The following is a 23,052-nucleotide window of genomic DNA, read 5'->3' as shown; positions in this document are numbered from 1 at the left end:
TCCTTAAACCCGGCAAAAAAGGACGCCATCTCATGACGGACGTCCCTGTTTGCTGCTGTTATTGGGCGTCGGCAATGTTGTCTTTCGTAATTTTTTTGTAGGCAATCCAGACGTATTTTCCATCCGTAATGTCATAACCGGTGTTTTCCTTCGTTGGCGTCTCACCCTTCGCGAGTACGGAAGCCAGTGCAACCGTTGCTGCGCCCTGGTTCTTGGCATCATTCAACACCGTGCCCAACATCGTGCCGTCCTGAAGGGCCTGAATAGCTGGAGCAGTTGCATCCACGCCGACAACAGGCATCGTTTTGCCGTCTTTGAAGTATCCGGCTGCTTTCAACGCTTCAATGGCTCCGAGTGCCATGTCATCATTGTTAGCCAGTACCGCTTCAATCTTGTCTCCATGGGAGGCAAGGAACGCCTGCATTTTCTCCTGGCCTTTGACCCGATCCCACATCGCCGTGTCTTCCGCAAGCGCTTCCACTTCAATTCCGGCATCCTGGATGGCCTGAACGGAATATTTGGTCCGCAGCTCAGCATCCTGGTGGCCCGGCTCGCCTTTCAGCATGACGTATTGCAGTTTGCCGTCCCCATTTTTATCTGCTTCCGGGTGGGCCTTCCAGTAGTCCACAATGAGCTGACCGGAGATCGTGCCGGACTCTTCCGCCTTGGCTCCAACGTAATACACTTTATCCCACTTGTTCATGTCTTCGGCAACCGGCTCACGGTTCAGGAAGACGACCGGAATGCTTGCGGCCTTGGCTTTATCGATGATGACACCTGCTGCGGTCCGGTCAACCGGATTCACGGCCATTGCGTTGTATTTCTTGGATACAAACAGATCGACTTTCTCATTCTGGGTCGGCTGTGCGTTCTGGCTATCCACGATATCGAGTGTGGCTTTGCCTTCTGCTGCTGCGGTCATTGCATTCCGCACACCCGTCATGAACGTGTCATCGAATTTATAGATCGCCACGCCAATCTTCGGCGTTTCCGTTCCTGCCGCCGCCTGACCTCCTGTATCTGTTCCTGTGCTGCCGCCTGCGCTGTCTCCACCACTGCTGCACCCCGCCGCCGCAACCATACACGCTGTAAGCAACAATGTCATCCACGTTTTCTTCATATCCTAATGACCTCCCCCAAGTTCATTCGGCTTTACCGATGTCTTTATTATGAAAGGGTTTACAATAAATTCGAATACAAGATCTTCCTCTGTTTTATCGAAATCTTCCTCAATTGAACCTTCATTGTACAAAAGGGAACAACAGCTTCTGATTATCCATCCAGAACATATTGTCCGTACTGACCAATTTCGTTTCAAGCGTCACCCTCGCTTGCACCTGTTGATTGTTCAACCGTGCAACAGCCTGATTCACACCAAGATAACCTGCACTGAATCCGTTTTGCACGATCAAATGCTGAATTCTGCCTTCCTGTAACTGCTCTAACTGCTGCTGTTCACTGCCAAAACCCACAATCTTCACCTTGTTCCCATTGTTCTCTGACGTACGTCGGTTCAGTTCATCCGCTGCGCCCAGAGAAGCAGATTCCTGAAGTGCAATCAATCCGTCCACCTGCTGCTGGTCAAGCAGCTGCTTCGCCACCTGCCAGCAAGCATCCCGGGTGCTGCATACGGATTGGGCCTCCACATGAATGTCCGGGTATTGAGCCAGTGATTCCTCTACCCCTAGCTCCCGGTTAATCAGAACAGGATTTACAGGATCAGGACCAAGCAGGGCTATACGTCCTCGTCCTCCCAGAAGCACAGCCATGGCCTGACCCGCCTGCCGTCCAGCCTCAACGTTATCCATCGAGATAACACTTGTTATGCCTTTTACAGGAAATTCATCATTCAACAAAATCACGGGGATAACCACTCCGTTGGCATTTTGAGTCTGTGCTTTCTGGATGATGTCGCTGAGTGCCTTCTCACTCAAAGGATCGATTAACAGGGCCGATGCTCCCTGTTCCAGTGCCAGGGATACTGCATCCACCTGGGCTTGTTCACGCTCGCTTAGTGGATAAGTCCCATCTTGCAAGTGCTCTTGCTTGACCTTTCCCTGTCCTGCTGTGAAGTCGGGAATAGATGGCGCGTAAGTTAACCCCTCTGAGGGAAAAGCCTCCACCGTAATGAGCTCCGCTCCCGCTTCTTTCGCAGCCGCTTCGGCCCCAAGACGTATCGCTTCTGCGAGTTCTCCGGTTCCCGCTGGCGTAATCAGTGCAATACGCGGCGGCGATCCCGCCGGATCAGTGGACATACCACACGCCATACATAACAACAGGCAGCAAATCGCTGCTATCATGCCCGTATAACGAAGAGTAAGGATTCTCGGCCGTATGAATTCCACGTGAGTGCAGATTTTCATTTTCATAACCAGATGATGCGCAATCCATTCCGTTCTATTTCTATGGATCTTATTCGACCTGTTGGTTCGCTTGGTGAACATGCTGTTCCCTTTATTGTTCATCATGAGCATCGTCCTCCTCTCGTTCCGATTGGATCGGAATCCGAATCCAGACGGTTGTGCCTTCTTCCAGCTCACTCTCGAATTCAAGACCGTAAGCTTCGCCATAATAAAGCTGAATCCGATCATGTACATTGCGTACAGCTACACCTGATCCTGCACCACTTTTCACGATAGGACTGCCCATTAGAAGTTTTGACATCTGCTCTTCTGTCATGCCGACCCCATTATCCGTAATCCGAAATACCAGCTTGTCGTCCTCCCGGTATACACGAATCTCAATACATCCCTCGTCCATATGATATTCAATGCCATGCACGATCGCATTTTCAATGAGTGGCTGAAGCACCAGCTTAAGTGTCAGGCAGTCCAGCGTATCCTCATCCGCAGTCATGCTAAAATTGAATTTGCGCTTGAACCGCATCTGTTGAATCGTCAGGTAATGGTGTGCGTGCTCCAGTTCTTCCCTGACCGTAATAATCGTTTTGCCCTGACTGAGACTGATGCGAAACAATCGGGATAACGAAGTGATCATCGTAATGACTTCCTCATTCCGACTCATGCCCACCATGCGCACGACCGAATTCAACGTGTTGTACAGGAAATGCGGATTGATCTGAGCCTGCAAAGCCTCCAGTTCGAGCCGACGCTTCTGTTCCTGTTCATGAATGATTTCACTCATTAAAGTACGGATTTTATAGACCATCAGGTTAAATCGACGGGATAAACGTTCCACTTCCAGCGGCCCTTCGATGGGTAGCTCCACGTTAAAATCCCCTCGCTCCACAGCCTTCATCTTTCGCTCCATCCGCCGGATCGGACGTGTCAGACTGGAAGAGAGGAACAGCGAGACGAGGATAACCAGTACCAGCACAACCAGCAGCACCCGAATCAGATATCCATTGACCTCCTGACGAGTTGTCATAATCTCATCCAGATAGGCCACACCAACGATTTTCCATCCGATATTGGCGACAGACTTGACCGTATTCAACCTTTTCTGCCCGTCCGCCTCATCTTCATAACTGCCGGTTGCAACCAGTGCCTGTTCGATATTTTCGCTTTTGAGCCCCATGTACATTAATTGCTGCTGCGGATGGTAGACGATATTGCCTGCACTTTCGTCGATAATGTAGACGTATCCCCGCTGTCCCAGACTGACCCGGCGGCTCAGTTCGTCCATTTGTTTGAAGTTGATATCCACCAGCAGAATGACCTGCCGATCCTGACCATTTTGGCGTACGGTAATGCCTTTACTCATGGAAACGACCCATTTGTATGGGCCTGTGTACATGTTCTGAATATGAGGCAGCGAGAAACTAAGATGATCCGGCACTCGGAGCGCAGATTGAAACCACCCTTGCTGTGTCACATGGGCACTCGGCTTTAATTCGGCTGAAGGTCGGTTCTTGAGCAAATGCCCAGTTGAATCCAGCAAAGTAATAGAGATGATATCTTCGCGGCTGCTAAGCAGCGTGTCGAGCTGTTTGTCTACCTGATCTCCTTCCCACGTGCCGTCCCGCAGCATATGTTCTTCGATGGCTCGATACAGATGCGACATGCTGCGGACATAATCCTCCAGATTGTAACTGACCTGATCCACGATCTGTCTCGTCGTCAGCTCCGCACTTCGTTCCGCGGCCTGCGTGAATTTGTCATGAAGCAGCATCGCCATGATGGTCAGCACCAATACAATGAAGACAGAGAAGGACCACGTAATAATAAAGCGGATACTGCTGACTCTTGATGAACGCAGCCTGGACCGCAGCTTGAGCCAAAGGGATCTTATCCATCCGGCAAACGTTCTCATCGACTTGTGCCTTCACTAGCTGTTAGAGCAGTCTGTTTGCGATATTCTTTGGGCGAGACGCCGATATGTTTTTTGAAGCAAAAACTGAAATAATTCGGTTCCGCGAAGCCTACCTGCCCTGCAATCTCAAACGACTTCATCTCTGTGGATCGAAGTAATTCCTTCGCCGCCTCCATCCGGATCTGCATCAGATATTGCAGGAAGGTAAGCTGTACTTCTTTTTTGAAAATGCCACAAAAATAACCCGAGCTGATATGCAGATGCCCGCATACTTTCTGAATGGACAGATCCGGATCGGCGAAGTGTTCTTTGGTAAACGACAATGCCTGTTCCACAATATCCTTGTATACATGCTGCCTTCCGCTGGCAATGCGATGTTGTACGAGCAGACAAACCTCACGCACCTTACCTTGTGCCTCAGACAACCCAGGCAAACGGAACAAATCGGCATACAACTGGAACCCTGCTCCAAATATATCCTCCATGGCCTCGCCCGATGCCTGAGCTGCCTTCCAAACGTTTGTTAAAACTTCAATCAGATACAGTTGAATGTCACTTCGCCCATGCTCCACCGTAATTTCCCGGAAAATGATCTCCAGTGCATCCTCCAGCTCCGCCTGCGTGCCCGCTTTCAGACAACGTGTCAGCGTTTGCTGCTTCAACTCGTCAAAACGCAGTTTGCCCGCCGTCTGCCGCTCCACATCTGCAATATAGATAAGCGAATCAGTCCCCGGTACAAGCCGATAATCCAGAGCCAGTAGTGCATCCTCATAGGCATGCTTTACACCTGCCAATGTGTTCACGATCGAGCCCGATCCAACAGTAGCAGGAATACGCAGATAGTGATTGATGCTGCGCATTACATTTTCCAGCGCTTGCTGCTGTCGTTTCTCTCCATCTTCTCCACCCCACTGATCTACATAGAGCAGCACAATCGTCTCCTGATGCATAAAAGCATGTCCGGCCCCATGTTCCGTCCATACCTCTGCGGCAATGTTCAGCGCAGCGAACTGCTTTAGCTCCGCATCCGCGGATTGTTCTCCATCCATATGCAGAGTCAATACGGATACACCATAGCGTTCACCATGCAGATCCAGTCCGCATTGCTTTGCTTTGCCATGGATATATTCCGGTGATTTCTGCCGATGCAGCAAAGTTGCCATCAGGTCCGCCTGTAACAAGGGCAGGCTTGTATAATAATGGTCGCGCAGCTGCTGTACATCCTCTCGTACGGCCACATCCGCCGCCATTTGCGCACGCAATCTTGTAAGCAGTTCTGTCAGATGTCCCGCCGAGAAAGGCTTCAGTAAATATTCATCCACACTCAGCGAGACCGCTTGCCGGGCGTAGTCGAATTCATCGTATCCGGTCAAAATCACCACTTTCACAAGCGGATTGCGTTCCCGCAACCTTCGAGCAAGTTCAAGTCCATCCATAAATGGCATGCTGATATCCGTTACCACAATATCCGGCTCCACTCGTTCGGCCATCTCCAGTGCTTCACGTCCATTCTCCGCCAGACCCACTATGCGCAGATCGAGTGCTTCCCAATCTACCTCTACAACCAACCCTTCGCGTACATCCTCTTCATCATCCACCAGCAATACCCGGTACACGTCAGATTCCTCCTTTTATTTAAGGGGCCATAAGCCCAAGCAATAATGTATATGTAAATATGATTCAAGGTTGCCATCATAATATACAATATAAATTTAATTATGTAATCGCTTACTTTTAAGATGATAAGATTGATATAATAGGCGCTCACAAACGTAATATATGGTAAATTATTGAAAGGGGTTAATTATGAAATAGGATAGGAGTCTATTAACTGATGAATTACTTGAAATCCGGAATTTTAACGACCGGCATTGCCGCAATATTAATTTGCAGTGGTTCAATTACAGAGATGATTCGAACCGATCGATCTGAAGCATCCACCGAGTCTTCACGCTGGGAGAACCAACCTCAAGAACTTCAGGAGAAGTTAACAAAATCATGGAGCAGAGGAATAGAGGCGATACGTAACACGCTGAATGAGAATAGTGAGGAGAATATAACTGAATGGAAACTGTTTTACAGTTTGGAGGATTCATTAAACACCCTTCCCCATCAAGAGCACTCTTCCTTCATCACTGCCTTTTATAGTAACGAACGAAGAAGCATGCTGGAAACCGGGGATATCATGCCTGCCTTGCTTTTACATCCCGATCATACAAAGGCAATACTTTATTGGGAAAAGCATGATGGAACTTATGCCATGATTACATTAGAATCGCAAATCAATGCAAACAACAAACCCGAATGGGATGTAAGTCATTCTTGGATAACCAAACAGCCCTCATCCACTTGAAGTGGGTCAGGGCATCATTGATCCTCATTGATTTTATATCCGTTCGTAATCCTCATAAAGAGTTCTGCATGTACTTTAATGCGTTTCCGTTTCTCCATCCTCTTCTGCTGATAAAGATAGGTTGGCATTTAACCCCTTCACATAAATCATCGTGGTATCCGGATTAACATGCCCCATTATTTCTGCCAACCGATGCAGTGGTGTATGCTCGGCCATGGCGTATCCGAACCGATGACGCAGATCATGGGAACTTAGCCCTTCCAGACCGGCTGTAGTCATCACCCTTTTGATCAAATGGCGCAGCGCCCTCTCTGTTAAGCGATCACTGGTTTTCTCGGAAGGAAACAGATAAGGACTATCCGGTGCTAGGCCAGCCATGTACATCTTCAACAAAGCAATACATGTCATGTTCAGCGGAATTTTCCGTTGACCGTTTCGTTTATCGGCCCGCACGGTAAGTTGCCCGCTTCTTTTGCCCAATTCAATATCATCGGGAGCGAGATTGCATATCTCCTTCGTTCGCATACCGGTATGAAACATGAGCGTTAGGATGGTCTGATCCCGAAGTGAGTTGCCATTTTCGACCGCAGATAGGAATGATCGTTCTTCCTCGGTGGTCATTCGGCGGGGGCTAACCTTGTCTTCCGGAATGAATTTCAAAGGTTTGGAAGGGTCACTGTTGATTTTGGATTCCGATGCAGCCCACTTGAAAAAACGCTTCAATGTAATCAGTCTGCGATTAATGGTAGATGGCTTCAGCTGCATCACCTGTTGTGAATCTTCACGGTAACGGACCAAAGTCGAGGTATGCACGTCTTCGATTCGAAAAGAAACTTCTTCACTCCGAGAATCGTTCGCCTTATACCATTCGGTAAAATGCTTCAAATCACTCGCATATTCTTTCAAGGTTTTGGGAGTCAATTCTCCCTCAATCGTAAGCATATGTATGAATTCCTGAACAACCATTTCCCCTTGTACCGAAGTACCAGAACTCTTATCCATTAGAAAAAACCTCCAAATCTTGACTTATATTAGCGGACATGGTATTATCATATTAATCGATACATTAGCGGACATCAAGTCTGTGGGTTTGAATATACCTGATTAGCGTTGATTTTTAAATTAGCCTTTTCAAAATGGTCGTTTAAAAACTTATTTTTTGGAGGAACTACATGCAAACAGGTACAGTGAAATGGTTTAACGCGGACAAAGGATTTGGCTTTATCGAAACTGAAGAAGGAACAGACGTATTCGTTCATTTCAGTGCAATTCAAGGCGACGGTTTCAAAACATTGGATGAAGGACAACGCGTCCAATTCGAAGTAACTCAAGGTAACCGTGGTCCACAGGCTGAGAACGTTACTAAAGTTTAATCATATTAAAGCTGCCTTGCACAAGGCAGCTTTTTGTTTTATTTCATCCAAAAACGAAAAGCGGAGGTATGACAAATGGATAAAGAACAATTGATCACAGAAGTAGCCAAAAACGGCGGATTCTCCAAAAAGAACGCTGAAAAGGCCGTAACGGTTGTACTGGATTCGATTTTGGAAGCATTGAAAGAAGGCAAAGAGGTTCAACTGGTTGGATTCGGCAAATTCGAAGTGCGTAATCGCGAAGCACGTATGGGTAAAAGCCGTAGAACTGGTAAGGAAATTCAACTTCCAGCAGGTAAAGTTCCCGTATTTACAGCAGGATTAACCATGAAAGAAGCTTTAAACTAAACAGCAACAACAGGATTGGAAAAGAGGTTTTTATTCAAACACACAATGAACATTTTGATGTAAATTTCGTGTTTTCTACGGTTGATGATATCATTAACTTTTATTCCGGCAAGCAGACAAACCAGAATAACGCGGAAGATCACACCCATTCAACACCCCCATCAACAGAGTCTGCACAGACGCCACAACCACCCACTCGCTAAAACGAACCTTTCATCTTGGACAATAAGAAGCCCTGTTCCGCTCAAAACGGTCCAGGGCTTGATTTGTGTCAATCCAGCACCCAGGGAGAATGAATTTTGGGTACGTCATTGATTAATTGCTTGGTATAGGGATGCTCCGCATGGTGAATGACCTCCTCGGCTCTCCCTGCCTCCACCATTCGTCCATGCTCCATAATACAGATCGTGTCGCTCACATAATACGCCAGACCAACGTCGTGCGTAATAAACACAATAGTCATGCGGTTCTCATCGCGCAGCTTGAGCAGCATATCCAGAATCGTTGAGCGCGAGCACGCGTCCACCATGGACGTTGGTTCATCGGCGATCAACACCTTAGGATGCAGCATGAAAATGCGGGCAATCATGAGCCGCTGCATCTGTCCACCGGACAGTTCAAACGGATATTTGTTGTATAACTCTTCGAACTTCAGGTTGACGAAAGAACAGGCTTCCTTCATTTTGGCATATTCCTCGTCCTTATTCAGCTTCAGCCCCTGAAGTTTGATACAGTCCACCAGCAGCTTTTCCACCCGGTGAAATACGTTGAATGAAGAGAACGGGTCCTGGAAAATGGCCTGGATATCCTTCCAATAAGCTTTACGCTCACGGTACCGCTTCAGTTGTCTGGGCTTGCCATCGTATTCGATCGCTCCACCCGTTTCCTTGAGCAAACCCATGATCATTTTCGCGAGTGTCGTCTTGCCGCTGCCGCTCTCTCCGACAATGGAGATAATCTCCCCTTCATGAAAATCAAAGCTCACATCGTCCACCGCTGCCTTTTTGCGATTGCCTGTACCGTACACCTTGGTCAGATGGCGGCCGCTGATCAGCACCTTTCCCATCGCCATACTACCTCACTCCTTTCGGGGAGCCTTGATCCGAACCCGTTACGCCCGGAAAGAATCATTTCATTGGTCTGCGATATCGTCTGTGTCAGCTCGAACATCTCGGACATCTTCTTTATTTAGGCCGCTTTCCTCCTGGTTTTGTTCACTCTCCTGGGACTCTTCGTTCACAGCCTCCTGCTCTACGTGACCGTCCTGCTCCTGCTCCCTGATCTGCTCCAGCATCTCGGGTGTCAGGAGACAGCGATATATGCGCCCATCGACATGAATGTTCTCAATTTTCCCCTGGCGGCACTCGTCGGTCACCAGTGTACATCGCTCTGCGAAGCGGCATCCTTCCGGCACATTCTTCAGATTTGGTGGTGCACCAGGAATGGCAGCTAGTTTGTGCTCCTTCATGCCCTCTTCCGGCACAATGATGGAACCCATCAGCTTGCGAGTGTACGGATGCAGCGGATTAAAAATCATCTGCTCTGCCGTGCCTCGTTCCACAATCTCTCCGGCATACATCACCATAATTTCATCCGTGACATGGTACAGCAGAGGCAGCTCATGCGTGATGAACACCAGTGATTTGATTACCTTGCGTTTCAACAAATCCTTCAACAGACGAATAACTGCCTTCTGAGAAGTTACGTCCAGAGCCGAAGTAGGTTCATCCGCAATAAGCACGTTAGGATTCAGAATCGTTGAGATGGCGATAACCGTTCGCTGCTTCATGCCGCCGGACAATTCATTTGGATACATATCCAGTACATCCGGCGACAAATTCAGTGATTGGAAGCGCTCCGTAGCCATCTTCCGCACATCCGACCGTTTCATCTCCGGACGATGCTCCTTCATAATATCTTCAATAAACCTGATTATACGCAGCGTTGGGTTCAGTGCATTCATAGCGGCCTGCGGAATATAAGCAATTTCCTTGCCCAGAACGCGCGAACGAAGCTGCTCTTTGTTCAGCTGCATAATATCGGTACCATTAATGCGGATCGAACCACTGCTATAATGAAGCGGAGGGAAATAAAAGCCCATCAGGCTGAGCGCCAGCGTCGATTTGCCACAGCCCGATTCACCTGCAATGCCCAGCGTCTGCCCCTCTTTCAGTCCGAACTCCACCCCGTCGACGGCAAAGACGTTCTCCTTGAGCCGGGTACGGTAATAGGTTTTGAGACCGCTGACCTGAAGTATAGGTTGGTTCATGGTCTTAGCTCCTTATTTTCGGATTGAAAATTTCGTCCATGCCCGTATTCATCAGATAAAGCGAGAAGGTAATGACCGCAATCGCCAGCGCCGCAGGAATGAAAGCCCACCACGCCCCTGCTACTGGCGCTTCAAACACAAGTGCCCAGTTCATCAGAATGCCGAGCGAGATCGTATTATACGGCCCCAGGCCCAGCATGGAGATGGAAGCTTCGGACAGAATGCCCGATGCCGTCTGGAGCACAAATGCCATCACCACATAAGACGCGATATACGGCAAAATCTCATGGATAATGATACGCGGCGTACTGTGTCCCGAAATTTTCGCAATATGCACATGATCCCGGCTGCGCAGAGATGTCGTCTGGGCTCGCACAGCCCGGGCCGTCCAGGGCCAGCTGGTTATCCCGATAATGATCGCCGTCACCAGGGAACTGCGTGAATCAATGCTGACGGAGATCAAGATCAGAATAATGAATGAAGGAATAACGATAAAAATATTGGTAATTGCCGTCAGAAAGTTATCCAGCATTCCCCCGATATATCCAGACACCAGACCCATAACCAGACCAATAACGGTCGCAAACACACCTGCAATCAGCCCCACACGTATGGATGTCTGGATGCCATACATCAATTCAAGGAAAATGTCCCGTCCAAAATTGTCCGATCCTAGCAGCAGGCCATCACCAGGTGGCTGGAACGCCATCGCAATCATCTCGAGCGGATCACTGCGATTGATGAGCGGATAGATCGTAACCAAGAGCAGCATGCCGACAAAAGTCACCGCACCGATCATGAATTTGGGTGACTTCAGCAAAATAGAGATCGAATGCTTCATATCACTGTTCCTCCATTTGAGCGGCCTTGATGCGCGGGTCAATGAAGCCGTAGATGACATCAATGGTAAAGTTCGCAAGCAATACAGCAATGGCAATCAGCAGCGTACACCCCGAGATTAGTGGGTAATCCAGCTGCCTTATGGCCGTGAACAACCATGTGCCGATGCCCGGATAACTGAAGACAATCTCACAGATAAGTGATCCGCCGACCATCGTACCGATGGAGAGCGCAAGTCCCGTAATTTGCGGCAGCATGGCGTTACGGAACACATAACGCGCGATTCGGCCGTCGCGAATACCCAGCAGTTTGCTGTATAACACATAGTCTGAATTCAGCTCATAGATGGACATCTCCCGCATGCCAATGGCCTGACCACCAATGGTCACAAGCACAATGGAGAGAAACGGTAAGGTATGGTGGCGAACAACGGACATGATGAAGTCGAAGCTCAGCTGCGGCACCATCTGGAAGTCATATCCGCCTGATAAAGGGAACCATTTCAGTGATAACGCAAAGACATACAGCATAATAATAGCCAGAGTAAAAAAAGGAATGGAATTGATAAACAATGCTACCGGAAACAGCACTTTATCAAAAACACCCTTCCGGTACGCTGCAATCGCACCGAGCAAATTACCAATGATCCAGCCGACCAGGATGGCCGGAAGTTGAAGCCCCACCGTCCAAGGGACGGCGGAGGCCAGAATGTCCGTCACAGGCTTCGGATACAGTCCAAAGGACGTGCCCAGATTACCTGTGAACAGATTTTTTAAATAAATGCCGAATTGGGTCCATAGCGGCTGATCAATGCCGAATTCAACCGTAAATGTCTCATACACCCGCTTGATGGAATCCGAGTCGGTCATCCCTGACGTCATTTTGGAAGCAATCATACTCACCGGGTTACCTTCTATCAGTCTTGGCAAAATAAAATTCAGTCCGATGGCGATGACCAGGGTCAGGCCGTACCAGAATACTTTTTTGGCGACATATCTGGAATAGGCATTCATAGGATTTAGCACCCCCGAGTTTAGCGGATAAGGGCCTTATGTCTGAAGTGACGGTTCACTTCATCGCGTCCTGATTCAATATGAGTTCCTTAATTGTGAATCTGATACAATGCCTTAATACCTGCACCGTCCATCGAGATTTGCGGCGGAATGTTGGTGCCATCTCCTTCGGTCGGGAAACCTTTCCAGACTGATTCGTTCACGGTGTCAAATACCCATGGTCTGTACATCAGCGGAATGGAAGGGATATCTTTCAGCCAGATGGTATTCAGTTCGGTATACAGTGACTTCAGCTTCGCCTCGTCAGACACAGATGGAATCTCTTCAATAATGGCGTCTGCGCGGTCATTCTGGTAACGTCCCCAGTTCCAGAATGCCATCTCACCCATTGGGGCAACCCCTTTGGAGTACATGATCGTCATCGCACGGTTCCATGGCTGGCTTGGGCTGACCCCGCCTGCAGGTGTGTTCATGATGATGTCGAATTTGCCGGTTTGCAGATCATTGGTCCATACCGGGGATTCCGGGAATTTGGTGCGAATTTCAATTCCTATGGCCTTGGCGCTCTGCGCTACGATCTCCAGGGCAGCGTTCCAGTCAGACCAGCCGTAAGGACATTCAACCTCGAAAGGTCCAAGGCGTGTGCCGTTAAGAACACGGATGCCGTCTTTGCCTTTCGTCGCTCCAATCTTGTCGAGCAGCGCATTGGCTCCTTCAATATCCATCGTCCATTGCAACGACTTGATGGCATCCTGGTCAATATATTTGGACTCTGCGTCTGAGTTCAAGGTCAGAGAAGGCTGCATTGGTGCGGAATATCCGCTCATGGCCAGCTCCGAGATTTTTTCATAGTTGATGCTCATGGCTATTGCACGGCGAACGTCAGCATTATCCAGTCCGGCTTTGGACAGATTGAAGAAAATGCTTGGCATGGAACCGGGTAGATAATACGGTGCATCCTTCAGATACGTTTTGACAGCAGCCCCGCCTTCCCACATCTTCCACACTTGAGGGATAAACTGCTGGGAGACGTCCACTTGCCCACTCTTGAACGCCAGATCACCTGCAGCATTATCCTTGTAGATCACGTGGGTGATATACTTCGGTGCAGGCAGCTTGCCGAACAATTTCTGACCCCAGTAGTTGTCATCACGGACAATCGTAATTTTCTGGTCGTTGTAAAAATGAAGCTTATATGCTCCGGTTCCCACCGGATTGTCATTAACCTCTTTACGAATCGCGGTCAGATCATTATTGTTCTTCTTCTCGATCTCTTCCCAGATATGCTTCGGCAGCATCGGGATCAGTTCAATGCTGTCCAGAACGGTCAGCTTGTTAGGGTTATCGGGGTTCAGCTTAATTTCCACAGCTTGCGCTCCATCCGCTTTCACTTCACTGATGTAGGTCCAGAAGCTGCTCCAGTTAATATCGTATTTTTTGCCCAGTTCATAGGTATATACAACATCATCTGCCGTAAAAGCCGTTCCGTCGCTCCACTTCGCATCCGCATTCAGCTCGATACGCAGAGTGGTTTCATCCGTCCATTCATACGACTTGCCCAAGAGCGGTTCAAGACCGCCGTCCAGCTGGTTCACCATGAACAACGTCTCGTACACCAGTTCCCTGGAGTTGCCGTAATTCACTGGAAATGCGGAATTTCCGCTCAACAGATTGAAGTTGGTTGGTGGCCCCCATTGCAGCCCGTTGATATACAAGGTCTCATTACGTGGTGTTTCCTTGTTGGTCTGTGGTGCAGATTCGTTCTGGGTTGTCGTGGTGGGTGTATCCACCGTCCCTTGTGGTTCACTTACAGATGGTGGCTGAACACTTTGGCAACCGGCAAACAATGTGACCGACATGAACAGAGCGACGAGCGGTGTGGCAGCTCTTTTAAATCGCATTCTGAACCCCTCCGTGAATTCATATTGATGTTATTGGAAGCGCTTACTTAAAGTTATTCTATGACTTATCTCACACCAAACATTCCATCTCTTTTCTCAATTTTGAGACATTATTTATACGGACACACGAAATAACCAGCTCCTCAAGAAGCAGCTGGTTATTGGCTGAATTATATTATTACTCCACATTAGATCAAGAACAGTTTACTTGACGAATCCATTACGAATGGCAAAGACGACCGCCTGTGTGCGGTCTTCCACCTGAATCTTTTGCAAAATACGATGCACATGCGTCTTGACCGTACTCTCTCCAATAAAAAGCTTACGAGCGATCTCCTCATTCCGTAATCCATATGCCATCTGCTGCAAAACCTCCAATTCCCGTCCGGTAAACGGTTCCGGCAATGCTTCATATGCTACTGTTTCCTTCACCGAATCCGAATGACTCGGGGTTGAACGAATGGCGAGACCGATCACCTTGGCTGCCACAGCCGTGCGGTAGATCGCCTCCCCCCGGTATGCAGCACGAACCGCATCAACGAGTTCGTTCGGCGCCGCATCCTTAAGCAGGTAACCGACAGCTCCGGCACGTATTCCTTTGTACACATAATCCTCATGATCGAATGTGGTCAGGATCACCACTTTGCAGTCAGGCAGTATCTTCATTAGCTCCGCTGTCGCTTTCAGTCCGTCTCCTGCTTCCATCTGCACATCCATCAATACGACATGTGGACGAACCTCTGCTGCCAGACGGACTGCTTCATGTCCCCCGCCCGCTTCGCCTACCACTTCCATATCCTGCTGTGCATTAATAATAAAACGTAAACCATGCCGGACCAGATGCTGGTCATCTACGAGGAGTACACGTATTTCCTGTATGTCCTGCTCCATTACTGTTCATCACCTCCCATAATCTCCTTCACATCTTGAGGAATGGTAAGGGTTAACCTCATTCCATGTGGATCGACTGCATCAATCGATAAGGAACCGCCTGCCCTTTCGCATCTTGCTCTCATACTTGATAGTCCGAAACCGGGAGAGATCGGATTTTCTTTGCGATACATTCCGTTATCCTCCACAATCATATGCAGCTGCTGCTCCTTCTCCAGGATGTTCACCTTCACTTGCGAAGCCTGGGCATGACGAATAATATTCGTTAACGCCTCCTGAAGTACACGATACAATAATTCGGACGTTTCTGGCGTCCAATGACTCGTCTGCTCTTGGGGAGTGAGTTTGATCGTAAAACCTGCCATCTCCCGTATCTCATTCACCAGACTCGTCAAGGCGACCAGCCCGAGGCCTGCTTCATTGCTGCCCATCTGATGAGCAACGGTCCGAACCTCCTGGAGACATTGTCTGACTACTTCAAGCACCGTCCCCATCGCTTTGTCCGCTTCTGCTGCGTCCATCTTCATCATATACGGCAATGCCTGAAGCTGAACAATAATGGAGGTCAATCGGTTGCCAACACTGTCGTGCAAATCCATCGAGATCCGGCTTCGTTCTTCAAGTACGGCATACTGCATCAATCGCACGGTAGCCTGCTCCAGCTCCTGATGTGTATCCTGAAGCTCCTGATGGGCATGTGTCAGTTCAGCGTGCATCTTCTCCAATTCCTCATAATGTCGTTTGCTGTCCTGTCTGCTTTCCCGTCTGATTCTCGCAGCCCAGCATAGAATATAGGTTCCAGCGTGAGCCATCGAATACACCAGAATCTGATTGGGTTCATATTGATCCACATAGAGCAGCCCCGCATTCCCGATGATGATAATGATACCAAGCAACGAAGAACGATGGATGGGCAATTTCAGCGCAGTATATCCGATGAGATAAAAGGTTAATTCAAAGATGCGATACTCGGCCTGGAAGAATTGGGCATAGAGCAGCGTCACCATCCAAATCGCCAATATCCCTAACGTTCGCATCCGCTCATTTCGAAGTGACTGCGGAACCCAAACCAACATAAGGTAGGGCAGCCTAACGATCAGCCCTGCACTCAACTCGACCCACGCCAATTCTTTGAAGGGCTCGATCAGACTGTAAAGCAGCAGCACCGTTAAAATAATATCTGCTAAATGATCCAGTACCACCTTTTGAATCTGCATCCATTTCGAATCGTTCTGCATAGCCATCCTTTCCTATCCTAAAGTTTGAAACGATTATACACCTCTGCCTTGAAAACGCTGGACTTTGGCATACAGAAAATAGCGCCGGGCAACGATGCTTCCCAGAGGCAGAAACAACAAAGCACTGCTCAGTGAAACCACCGTATGATGCACATCCCATTGGCTGGCGAGCTGTCTCAGCACCATAACCACGATCAGGAGCAAGCTGCTCGCCAGCGATCCCTTGGACATCAATTTACCTGTAGTTGGATGGACTCGAAGCTGCTCCAGATGTACCCGCCACGCACCAATCCCGCAACCGATGAGGAGAAAAACAATATATAACAGGATGTTACCCACTGTTAATGGTGTATTTACTACGCTCGACAGCACCCAATATGCAATGATCGCTGGAAAGACCCATAAACGGGATGTCTTCACTTCCTTCTCCCTTAAAGATAACAATAGAACAATGACGGCTATTATCACAAGATTCATCATGTTTGTTTCCTCACCTTCTTCACGTGTTCTCTGATCTACAATCAGTGTAGCCGAATTCAGCGGGAGTTAAGTCCACCTGCGGATGGATTGGCTCTCTTAATCTCTTCCATCCAGAAGATTAGTGTGGATATGCAAGGTTGCCTGAAATGTGATGTAGATGAGCATTTGTAGTCCAAAATAAAAAACTGGCTCCGTAAGGAACCAGCCATAGTCTCGTTTTTGCACATTAATTCTCGTACACCAATCTACTTGCTCTTCAAAAGCTCACGCAATGTCTGCCGATCATATGTAGAGACCAGTCGTTCCAAATGTGTGTCCAACCACGCCTCATCCTGATCCCACCATTTCAGTTCCAGCAGTAAAGCAATGATTTCATCGTCGAAGCGCTTTTTGATTGGCTTGACCGGGTTGCCACCCACAATGGTATATGGCTCGATGTCCTTGGTGACTGTCGCATTGGAAGCAACGATGGCACCGTCTCCAATCGTGACACCCGGCATGATGGTTACATTTTGACCAATCCAGACGTCATTCCCCAATACAGTGTCTCCCTTAAAAGGCAGCTGATCCAGCGTAGGGGTCACTCTCTCCCAACCACCACCAAAAATATTGAAGGGATAGGTCGTCATGCCCTCCATCCGATGATTAGCACCATTCATAATGAATGTCACGCCTTCGGCAATTGCACAAAACTTACCGATCACCAGACGATCACCCAGGAAATCATAATGATGCTGAATGCGGTCATAAAATTGCTCGGGTGGACGACTGTTGTCACTATAGTACGTATAATCACCGATCAGCACATTAGAGCGCGGCGGCAAATTTTGAATGTAACAAACGGTACGAATATTGTCGTTAGGGAAAAGTTTTGTTTTATCGGGAGCCATATATATTCCCTCCTTTTCCACCATTGTAACAGATATTAGATTTTAAACGGACGGAGTTCTATCTATCACTCTTACCGTTTGGTTGTTCATTTCTTTATACACAAAGTAATCGAAATCAGCGTGTTTACGGGTCCCGCCAAGATCCTGCACACAGAGACCGATATAGGTACCGGTAAACCGGATATATTCCGGAGATTCATCAGACAGATGTGTGATATCAAGCCACCCGCTTACCCGACACCAGGATGGATCATCATCTAACGCATAGTAAAAGCAGGCACGATCGTGATTGACCACAACCTTTAAGCGGATTTTGTTCACTGATTCTAACGGAATATCCTCCAGCAGCAGTTCGTCGTATATCCCGTACCTGGACTGAATAATGCCCAAGCACAATCCCTTCTCTTCATGACAAGTAACCCGTAAATAAAGATAGTCTTTGGTATCGTAGTACAGAATCAGTCCTGCCATTTGCTGTGGATGGTCCGGCGCAAATTCCAGACAAGTTTCAGCTTCACACTCAAACGCCTGCAATCTCCGGGCGACCATGCTCTGCCTGTGCGTCGAACTCATAGACTCCATTCCGTGCAAGCGCAAGTAACCGGGACGTTCTGTCAGGCTGAGCCAAGTCGGATCGGGTGGTATACGAAGTGTATTCCAATCGTTCTGAAGCTCGAATTGATCAAAGTGGTCCATTTCTGCTGCTGGTTCAAATGGATGTGCCGTGATCTTCGGTGCGGGCACCTGAACCTCTGGATAACGATCTCCACTCGCAAGCCTCAGCCAGCCGTCCTCGCTCCAAGTGCACTGCTGAAGCGCCGTCTCGCGTCCAAGTATGCAATATTTTTGATTGATGGGCCGCCCGACCAGATGAGCCATGTACCACTCGCCGGTGTGCGTTTCGACGAGGCTGCCGTGACCGGCCTTTTGCAGATCTAGTTCCGGCCTGCCGTATGAAGTGAGGATGGGACTATCAGGATCGACCTCATAAGGGCCTTGTAACGTACGGGAACGTGAAACCGTAACCGCATGCTCATAACCGGTTCCCCCTTCAGCCGTTATTAAATAATAATAGTCCTTGTGCTTATACAGATGCGGCGCTTCCGTCAGTCCTAGTTCCGTTCCTTTAAATATGTTAACTGCAGGCCCGACCATCTGTTGTTCTCGGACAGAATATTCCTGAAGAACGATGCCTGCAAACCGGTTTTTACCCTTACGATGATCCCAGATCATATTGACCAACCACTTCCGTCCGTCTTCATCATGAAATAAGGAAGGATCAAAACCGCTGCTGTTCAGATACACCGGTTCGGACCAGGGCCCTTCAATATCTGTTGCTGTCACAAGGTAATTGTGGGTATCTTTAAAAGCGCCTACCCGGCTTTTGACATCTGTGTAGATTAGGTAAAATAAACCGTTGTCATAGCTAAGGCAGGGTGCCCATACACCGCCGGAGTTAATGTTGCCCTCCATGTTCAATTGCGTTACACGGGTCAGTGGAGAAGCGATCGGCCGCCAATGAACCAGATCCCTTGAATGTTGTATCCGAACACCAGGGAACCATTCAAAGGTGGAGGTGGCGATATAATAATCTTCCCCCGCCCTGCATATAGACGGATCGGGATGAAAACCGCGAAGAATGGGGTTCGTGATCATATTCATGTAAGAAACCTCCGGTATGAAAGTAATGATAGGTAATCAACAAAGGTTGATTTCAATACCAGCCTAACGCTTTTTTACCAGCTTCCAAGGCGGTTATGATCCGCTCTACATCGTACACATTTCCTCTCCATGTCCCACCGCTGACGGATTGCAGCGCAGCCCACAGCCGGGTATCATCCGGCAGAGCTTCATCAGGTCGCATATCCGGATGGAAAGACCTTTGTGCCAGAGTAAGAGCACCTTCTTCCGGTGAAACCTCCGTCTCTCCTTCTCCGACAAAGTTAATGCTGCCCTCCAGTGTATTGCGATCCACAACGATGTCAATTAAGTCTCCGTTCCGTAGCTTGCCAATCGGTCCGCCTGCCAGTCCTTCGGGTCCAACATGGCCAATACACGCTCCGGTGGAAACACCAGAAAACCGGGCATCGGTAATGAGGGACACGTATTTACCAAAAGACAAATGCTTGAGCGCAGACGTCAGCTGGTACGTCTCTTCCATGCCGGTCCCCGTTGGACCTCGTCCGAGAAGCACAACAACGTCGCCAGCCAGAATACCGCCAGTCTTAATCGCATGGATCGCCTCACGCTCGGTGGTAAACACCTTGGCTCTGCCACGATGACGATATACGCCATGCTCATCCAGCACAGCAGGGTCAATAGATGTGGATTTGATCACAGAACCTTCAGGAGCGATATTCCCGGTTGGAAATGTCACGGTCGAAGAAATTCCAAGACGCTGCGAGTGTTCCATACTCATGATGACACTGTCCGGATCAATGCCATCCTGCTCTTTCAATTGCTTCCGCATGAGATGACGGCGTTCTGACGATTCCCACCAATCAAGCACTTGACCCAATGACGTACCTGTAACTGTCGGTACAGACTCATCCAGCAGGCCGAGCTGTCTGAGGTGGAGCATGACCTCCGGTACGCCTCCTGCCTGAAAAACCCGGATGGTCGGGTAGAAGATCGGTCCGTTCGGCAGGGCACTAACCAGTCTCGGAACATTTTTGTTGACCTGTATCCAGTCCTGTACCGCAGGCACGGTTAAACCAGCCGCATGAGCAATAGCCGGTATGTGAAGAAGCAGATTGGTTGAACCGCCAAACGCAGCATGAACGGTCATGGCATTGCGAATCGACTCTTCTGTGACAATGTCCGCCATCTTCATCCCCTGGGATTCCATGTGGATCAGTGCGCGTGCGGATTGGCGCGCCATTTCGATCCAGATGGGCTGCCCGGAAGGTGCAAGCGCGGCATGCGGCACCGTCATGCCCATGGCCTCAGCTACGACCTGGGCTGTTGCCGCAGTACCTAGAAACTGACAGCCTCCTCCAGGTGTAGCGCAAGCCCGACATCCTAAATCCGATGCCATTTCCAGAGAAATTTCCCCGTTGACGTATCGTGCGCCGATGGTCTGAATTTTACCCGCGTCCTCTCCATCTATAGGCGGAAGTGTGACGCCACCGGGAACGATTACGCCAGGCAATTGCGGCATACCGGCAAGCGCGAGCATCATCGCTGGCAGACCTTTGTCACACGTTGCGACACCAAGCACGCCTTTACGCGTCGGCAGGGAGCGAATCAGTCGGCGAAACACCATAGCGGCATCGTTACGGTAGGGAAGCGAGTCGAACATTCCGGTCGTTCCCTGTGATCTACCGTCACACGGATCGCTGACATATCCGGCAAACGGGATTCCTCCCCGGCTTGACAGCTCTTCTGCAGCAGCCTTCATCAGCAGGCCGACCTCCCAGTGGCCCGTATGGTAACCAAGTGCTGCCGGGCTGCCGTCCTCATTGCGTATGCCGCCTTGTGTACTTAAGATCAGAAACTGTTTACTGTTCAATTCCCCGGGTTTCCAGCCCATTCCAACATTTTGAGACATGCCGAACAAGTCGCCGCTTGGAGCATTTCGCAGCAAATCATCCGTTAAAGGAAGACTTCCGGCAGCCCCTGGAGCATGTGCTATGATATCGAAGCAGTTGGATGCCGTCTCCCCCATAATCGACGTAATCTGTTCGTACATGGTAGCCTCCCAATGTTTATGACTTCACGAAGACCGTTTTGATGGCGGTGAAAAACTCGACAGCCGCTTGGCCCTGTTCCCTGGAATGCGAGCTAGACATCTTCATTCCACCGAACGGAGCCTGCAGCTCTACGCCAGCCGTTTCTGCATTAATTCTGACCAATCCTGCATCCATATCCCGGATGAAAGACAGCATAGCTCCAACATTTTGAGTATAAATGGATGCACTTAAACCATAATCGGTGTCATTAGCCACCTCTATAGCTTCTTCCAGGGAATCCACTGGCATTAATGCAAGTACCGGGCCGAAGATTTCTTCCCGGGCGATGGACATGTGCGATTCGACACCTTCAAATACGGTCGGCTGGACATAAAATCCCTCTGCAAGCCCCGGGTCGTCCGGTCTTTTTCCACCTGCCAGCAGAACAGCACCTTCGTCCTGTCCTTTTTGAATATAGCTCAGCACGGTGTTGAGCTGTCCTTCGTTTGCACATGGACCCATCCAGCTGCCGGAAGCCATGCCATCACCCAGTCGGATTTCCTGAATTTGCGAGAGGAGCTTTTCTTTAAAGGCGTCATATATTTTTCGTTCAATAATGACCTTGCTGGTGGCCGTGCATTTTTGACCAGTCGATTTCAAGCCACCGCTGATGGTGGCCTCAACAGCCAAATCCAGATCAGCGTCTGCCGCGATGATAATCGGGTTCTTCCCACCCATTTCAAGTTGATACTTGGCCCCTCGTGCCAGTGCTGCTGCGCCGACGCGCTTTCCCACTTCATTGGAACCCGTGAATGTAATTCCGCCCACATCCGGATGCTCTGCAAGCGCATTTCCGATCACCGAGCCTCTGCCACATACCAGATTAAGAACGCCTGCCGGAATACCTGCCTCTTCAAAACATTCCATTATTTTAGCCGCAGTAACTGCCGTTTCCTGTGCCGGTTTTAACACAACGGTATTGCCGTAAATCAAGGCCGGAGCCGTCTTCCAAATCGGAATCGCTACAGGAAAATTCCACGGAGCAATAACGCCCACAACACCAAGCGGGACGCGGGTCGTAAACATCAGCGCTTCGCTGTCCGTCGAAGGAATAACATCGCCTGTTTTGCGCATGCCTTCTCCTGCGTAATACCTTAAGATCGCGACACCGCGCATCGTCTCTCCTTTGGCTTCAGGAAGGGTTTTGCCCATTTCCCTGGTCATCGCTTCCGCAACCTCATCGGCCCGGCGTTCCAGGACGTTTGCGGCCTGAAATAGATAGTTACCACGCTCCGCACCGGTTAACCTCCGCCAATCCTTGGCTGCTGCCTTCGCCGCTGCAACAGCCTGGTTCAGATCCTCTACGCCGGAAGTGGGGACGTAGCCGACTACCTCCTTCCGATTCGCCGGATTGATACTCGGTTCGGTCTCACCGGTTGTGGCCTTCACCCATTCTCCGTTAATGTAATTGCTGTATGTCTGCTCTACCTGAAATGTGGTCATCGCATTCATC

20 protein-coding genes are annotated in these 23,052 nt (G+C 49.2%); 3 read left to right on the top strand and 17 right to left on the bottom strand.

Going from position 1 to position 23,052, the window contains the following annotated elements; all coding sequences use genetic code 11:
- Positions 1–58: 58 nt before the first annotated feature.
- From BMY78_RS01165 to BMY78_RS01150, 4 genes are all read right to left on the bottom strand, one after another.
- Positions 59–1,120: a galactose ABC transporter substrate-binding protein gene (locus BMY78_RS01165; RefSeq protein WP_062320799.1), complete on the bottom strand. Its 1,062-nt coding sequence runs from the start codon at positions 1,118–1,120 to the stop codon at positions 59–61.
- A 121-nt stretch (positions 1,121–1,241) separates the two neighbouring features.
- Positions 1,242–2,468: a substrate-binding domain-containing protein gene (locus BMY78_RS01160; protein ID WP_256221912.1), complete on the bottom strand. Its 1,227-nt coding sequence runs from the start codon at positions 2,466–2,468 to the stop codon at positions 1,242–1,244.
- Entirely contained in the window at positions 2,455–4,272 is a 1,818-nt protein-coding gene (locus BMY78_RS01155) for a cache domain-containing sensor histidine kinase (RefSeq protein ID WP_090893855.1), read from the bottom strand. Before BMY78_RS01155 ends, BMY78_RS01160 begins: the two co-directional genes overlap by 14 nt.
- Positions 4,269–5,888, bottom strand: coding sequence for a response regulator (locus tag BMY78_RS01150; protein WP_090893853.1), 1,620 nt, complete (start codon positions 5,886–5,888; stop codon positions 4,269–4,271). The genes BMY78_RS01155 and BMY78_RS01150 overlap by 4 nt, the downstream gene beginning before the upstream one ends.
- A 218-nt stretch (positions 5,889–6,106) precedes the next feature.
- Between BMY78_RS01150 and BMY78_RS01145 the strand changes: the two genes are divergently transcribed.
- Entirely contained in the window at positions 6,107–6,625 is a 519-nt protein-coding gene (locus BMY78_RS01145) for a hypothetical protein (protein WP_090893851.1), read from the top strand.
- A gap of 75 nt (positions 6,626–6,700) precedes the next feature.
- Here the strand turns inward: BMY78_RS01145 and BMY78_RS01140 are convergent, their stop codons facing one another.
- Positions 6,701–7,627: a tyrosine-type recombinase/integrase gene (locus tag BMY78_RS01140; protein ID WP_090893849.1), complete on the bottom strand. Its 927-nt coding sequence runs from the start codon at positions 7,625–7,627 to the stop codon at positions 6,701–6,703.
- 170 nt (positions 7,628–7,797) lie between these two features.
- Between BMY78_RS01140 and BMY78_RS01135 the strand changes: the two genes are divergently transcribed.
- Both BMY78_RS01135 and BMY78_RS01130 read left to right on the top strand, forming a co-directional pair.
- A complete protein-coding gene (locus tag BMY78_RS01135) occupies positions 7,798–7,998 on the top strand; it encodes a cold-shock protein (protein ID WP_062320808.1) in 201 nt (66 codons plus the stop codon).
- A gap of 75 nt (positions 7,999–8,073) precedes the next feature.
- Positions 8,074–8,346, top strand: coding sequence for an HU family DNA-binding protein (locus tag BMY78_RS01130; RefSeq protein WP_053783990.1), 273 nt, complete (start codon positions 8,074–8,076; stop codon positions 8,344–8,346).
- Between the two features lie 271 nt (positions 8,347–8,617).
- Here BMY78_RS01130 and BMY78_RS01125 read toward each other — a convergent pair whose 3' ends face one another.
- From BMY78_RS01125 to gucD, 12 genes are all read right to left on the bottom strand, one after another.
- The gene (locus tag BMY78_RS01125; RefSeq protein ID WP_062320810.1) at positions 8,618–9,418 is read right to left on the bottom strand and encodes an ABC transporter ATP-binding protein; all 801 of its coding nucleotides are present in this window, start codon (positions 9,416–9,418) and stop codon (positions 8,618–8,620) included.
- 60 nt (positions 9,419–9,478) lie between these two features.
- Entirely contained in the window at positions 9,479–10,615 is a 1,137-nt protein-coding gene (locus BMY78_RS01120) for an ABC transporter ATP-binding protein (RefSeq protein WP_090893847.1), read from the bottom strand.
- Between the two features lie 4 nt (positions 10,616–10,619).
- Positions 10,620–11,456 carry an ABC transporter permease gene (locus BMY78_RS01115; RefSeq protein ID WP_090893845.1) on the bottom strand — a complete coding sequence of 279 codons (837 nt, stop codon included), beginning with the start codon at positions 11,454–11,456 and terminating at the stop codon, positions 10,620–10,622.
- Position 11,457: 1 nt separating this feature from the next.
- Positions 11,458–12,468 (bottom strand): ABC transporter permease, encoded by a 1,011-nt coding sequence (locus BMY78_RS01110; protein WP_063567843.1) that lies wholly within the window; start codon positions 12,466–12,468, stop codon positions 11,458–11,460.
- Between the two features lie 89 nt (positions 12,469–12,557).
- The gene (locus BMY78_RS01105) at positions 12,558–14,369 is read right to left on the bottom strand and encodes an ABC transporter substrate-binding protein (protein ID WP_090893843.1); all 1,812 of its coding nucleotides are present in this window, start codon (positions 14,367–14,369) and stop codon (positions 12,558–12,560) included.
- 204 nt (positions 14,370–14,573) lie between these two features.
- Positions 14,574–15,260: a response regulator transcription factor gene (locus BMY78_RS01100; RefSeq protein ID WP_090893841.1), complete on the bottom strand. Its 687-nt coding sequence runs from the start codon at positions 15,258–15,260 to the stop codon at positions 14,574–14,576.
- On the bottom strand, positions 15,260–16,504 hold the full coding sequence (locus tag BMY78_RS01095; protein WP_090893840.1) for a sensor histidine kinase: 1,245 nt from the start codon (positions 16,502–16,504) through the stop codon (positions 15,260–15,262). The genes BMY78_RS01100 and BMY78_RS01095 overlap by 1 nt, the downstream gene beginning before the upstream one ends.
- A 27-nt stretch (positions 16,505–16,531) precedes the next feature.
- The gene (locus tag BMY78_RS01090; protein WP_090893838.1) at positions 16,532–16,978 is read right to left on the bottom strand and encodes a hypothetical protein; all 447 of its coding nucleotides are present in this window, start codon (positions 16,976–16,978) and stop codon (positions 16,532–16,534) included.
- A gap of 245 nt (positions 16,979–17,223) precedes the next feature.
- Positions 17,224–17,868 carry a Vat family streptogramin A O-acetyltransferase gene (locus tag BMY78_RS01085; RefSeq protein ID WP_090893836.1) on the bottom strand — a complete coding sequence of 215 codons (645 nt, stop codon included), beginning with the start codon at positions 17,866–17,868 and terminating at the stop codon, positions 17,224–17,226.
- Positions 17,869–17,910: 42 nt separating this feature from the next.
- Complete coding sequence (locus tag BMY78_RS01080; protein ID WP_090893834.1) at positions 17,911–19,530, bottom strand: glycoside hydrolase family 43 protein; 1,620 nt, start codon at positions 19,528–19,530, stop codon at positions 17,911–17,913.
- A gap of 52 nt (positions 19,531–19,582) precedes the next feature.
- Positions 19,583–21,559, bottom strand: a complete 1,977-nt coding sequence (locus BMY78_RS01075) for a YjhG/YagF family D-xylonate dehydratase (RefSeq protein WP_090893832.1) — start codon at positions 21,557–21,559, stop codon at positions 19,583–19,585.
- Between the two features lie 16 nt (positions 21,560–21,575).
- Positions 21,576–23,042, bottom strand: coding sequence for an alpha-ketoglutaric semialdehyde dehydrogenase GucD (gucD, locus tag BMY78_RS01070; RefSeq protein WP_090893829.1), 1,467 nt, complete (start codon positions 23,040–23,042; stop codon positions 21,576–21,578).
- Positions 23,043–23,052 lie beyond the last annotated feature (10 nt).

It is taken from the genome of Paenibacillus sp. OK076, assembly GCF_900110055.1.
Classification (GTDB): domain Bacteria; phylum Bacillota; class Bacilli; order Paenibacillales; family Paenibacillaceae; genus Paenibacillus.
This window is presented reverse-complemented; position numbering and strand designations above follow the sequence as displayed.

Bases quoted from the DNA above. Each gene is read 5' to 3' on its own strand.
- BMY78_RS01165 (WP_062320799.1), bottom strand. From the start codon at position 1,120: ATGAAGAAAACGTGGATGACATTGTTGCTTACAGCGTGTATGGTTGCG.
- BMY78_RS01160 (WP_256221912.1), bottom strand. From the start codon at position 2,468: ATGATGAACAATAAAGGGAACAGCATGTTCACCAAGCGAACCAACAGG.
- BMY78_RS01155 (WP_090893855.1), bottom strand. From the start codon at position 4,272: ATGAGAACGTTTGCCGGATGGATAAGATCCCTTTGGCTCAAGCTGCGG.
- BMY78_RS01145 (WP_090893851.1), top strand. From the start codon at position 6,107: ATGAATTACTTGAAATCCGGAATTTTAACGACCGGCATTGCCGCAATA.
- BMY78_RS01140 (WP_090893849.1), bottom strand. From the start codon at position 7,627: ATGGATAAGAGTTCTGGTACTTCGGTACAAGGGGAAATGGTTGTTCAG.
- BMY78_RS01135 (WP_062320808.1), top strand. From the start codon at position 7,798: ATGCAAACAGGTACAGTGAAATGGTTTAACGCGGACAAAGGATTTGGC.
- BMY78_RS01130 (WP_053783990.1), top strand. From the start codon at position 8,074: ATGGATAAAGAACAATTGATCACAGAAGTAGCCAAAAACGGCGGATTC.
- BMY78_RS01125 (WP_062320810.1), bottom strand. From the start codon at position 9,418: ATGGCGATGGGAAAGGTGCTGATCAGCGGCCGCCATCTGACCAAGGTG.
- BMY78_RS01120 (WP_090893847.1), bottom strand. From the start codon at position 10,615: ATGAACCAACCTATACTTCAGGTCAGCGGTCTCAAAACCTATTACCGT.
- BMY78_RS01115 (WP_090893845.1), bottom strand. From the start codon at position 11,456: ATGAAGCATTCGATCTCTATTTTGCTGAAGTCACCCAAATTCATGATC.
- BMY78_RS01110 (WP_063567843.1), bottom strand. From the start codon at position 12,468: ATGAATGCCTATTCCAGATATGTCGCCAAAAAAGTATTCTGGTACGGC.
- BMY78_RS01105 (WP_090893843.1), bottom strand. From the start codon at position 14,369: ATGCGATTTAAAAGAGCTGCCACACCGCTCGTCGCTCTGTTCATGTCG.
- BMY78_RS01100 (WP_090893841.1), bottom strand. From the start codon at position 15,260: ATGGAGCAGGACATACAGGAAATACGTGTACTCCTCGTAGATGACCAG.
- BMY78_RS01095 (WP_090893840.1), bottom strand. From the start codon at position 16,504: ATGGCTATGCAGAACGATTCGAAATGGATGCAGATTCAAAAGGTGGTA.
- BMY78_RS01090 (WP_090893838.1), bottom strand. From the start codon at position 16,978: ATGATGAATCTTGTGATAATAGCCGTCATTGTTCTATTGTTATCTTTA.
- BMY78_RS01085 (WP_090893836.1), bottom strand. From the start codon at position 17,868: ATGGCTCCCGATAAAACAAAACTTTTCCCTAACGACAATATTCGTACC.
- BMY78_RS01080 (WP_090893834.1), bottom strand. From the start codon at position 19,530: ATGAATATGATCACGAACCCCATTCTTCGCGGTTTTCATCCCGATCCG.
- BMY78_RS01075 (WP_090893832.1), bottom strand. From the start codon at position 21,559: ATGTACGAACAGATTACGTCGATTATGGGGGAGACGGCATCCAACTGC.
- gucD (WP_090893829.1), bottom strand. From the start codon at position 23,042: ATGACCACATTTCAGGTAGAGCAGACATACAGCAATTACATTAACGGA.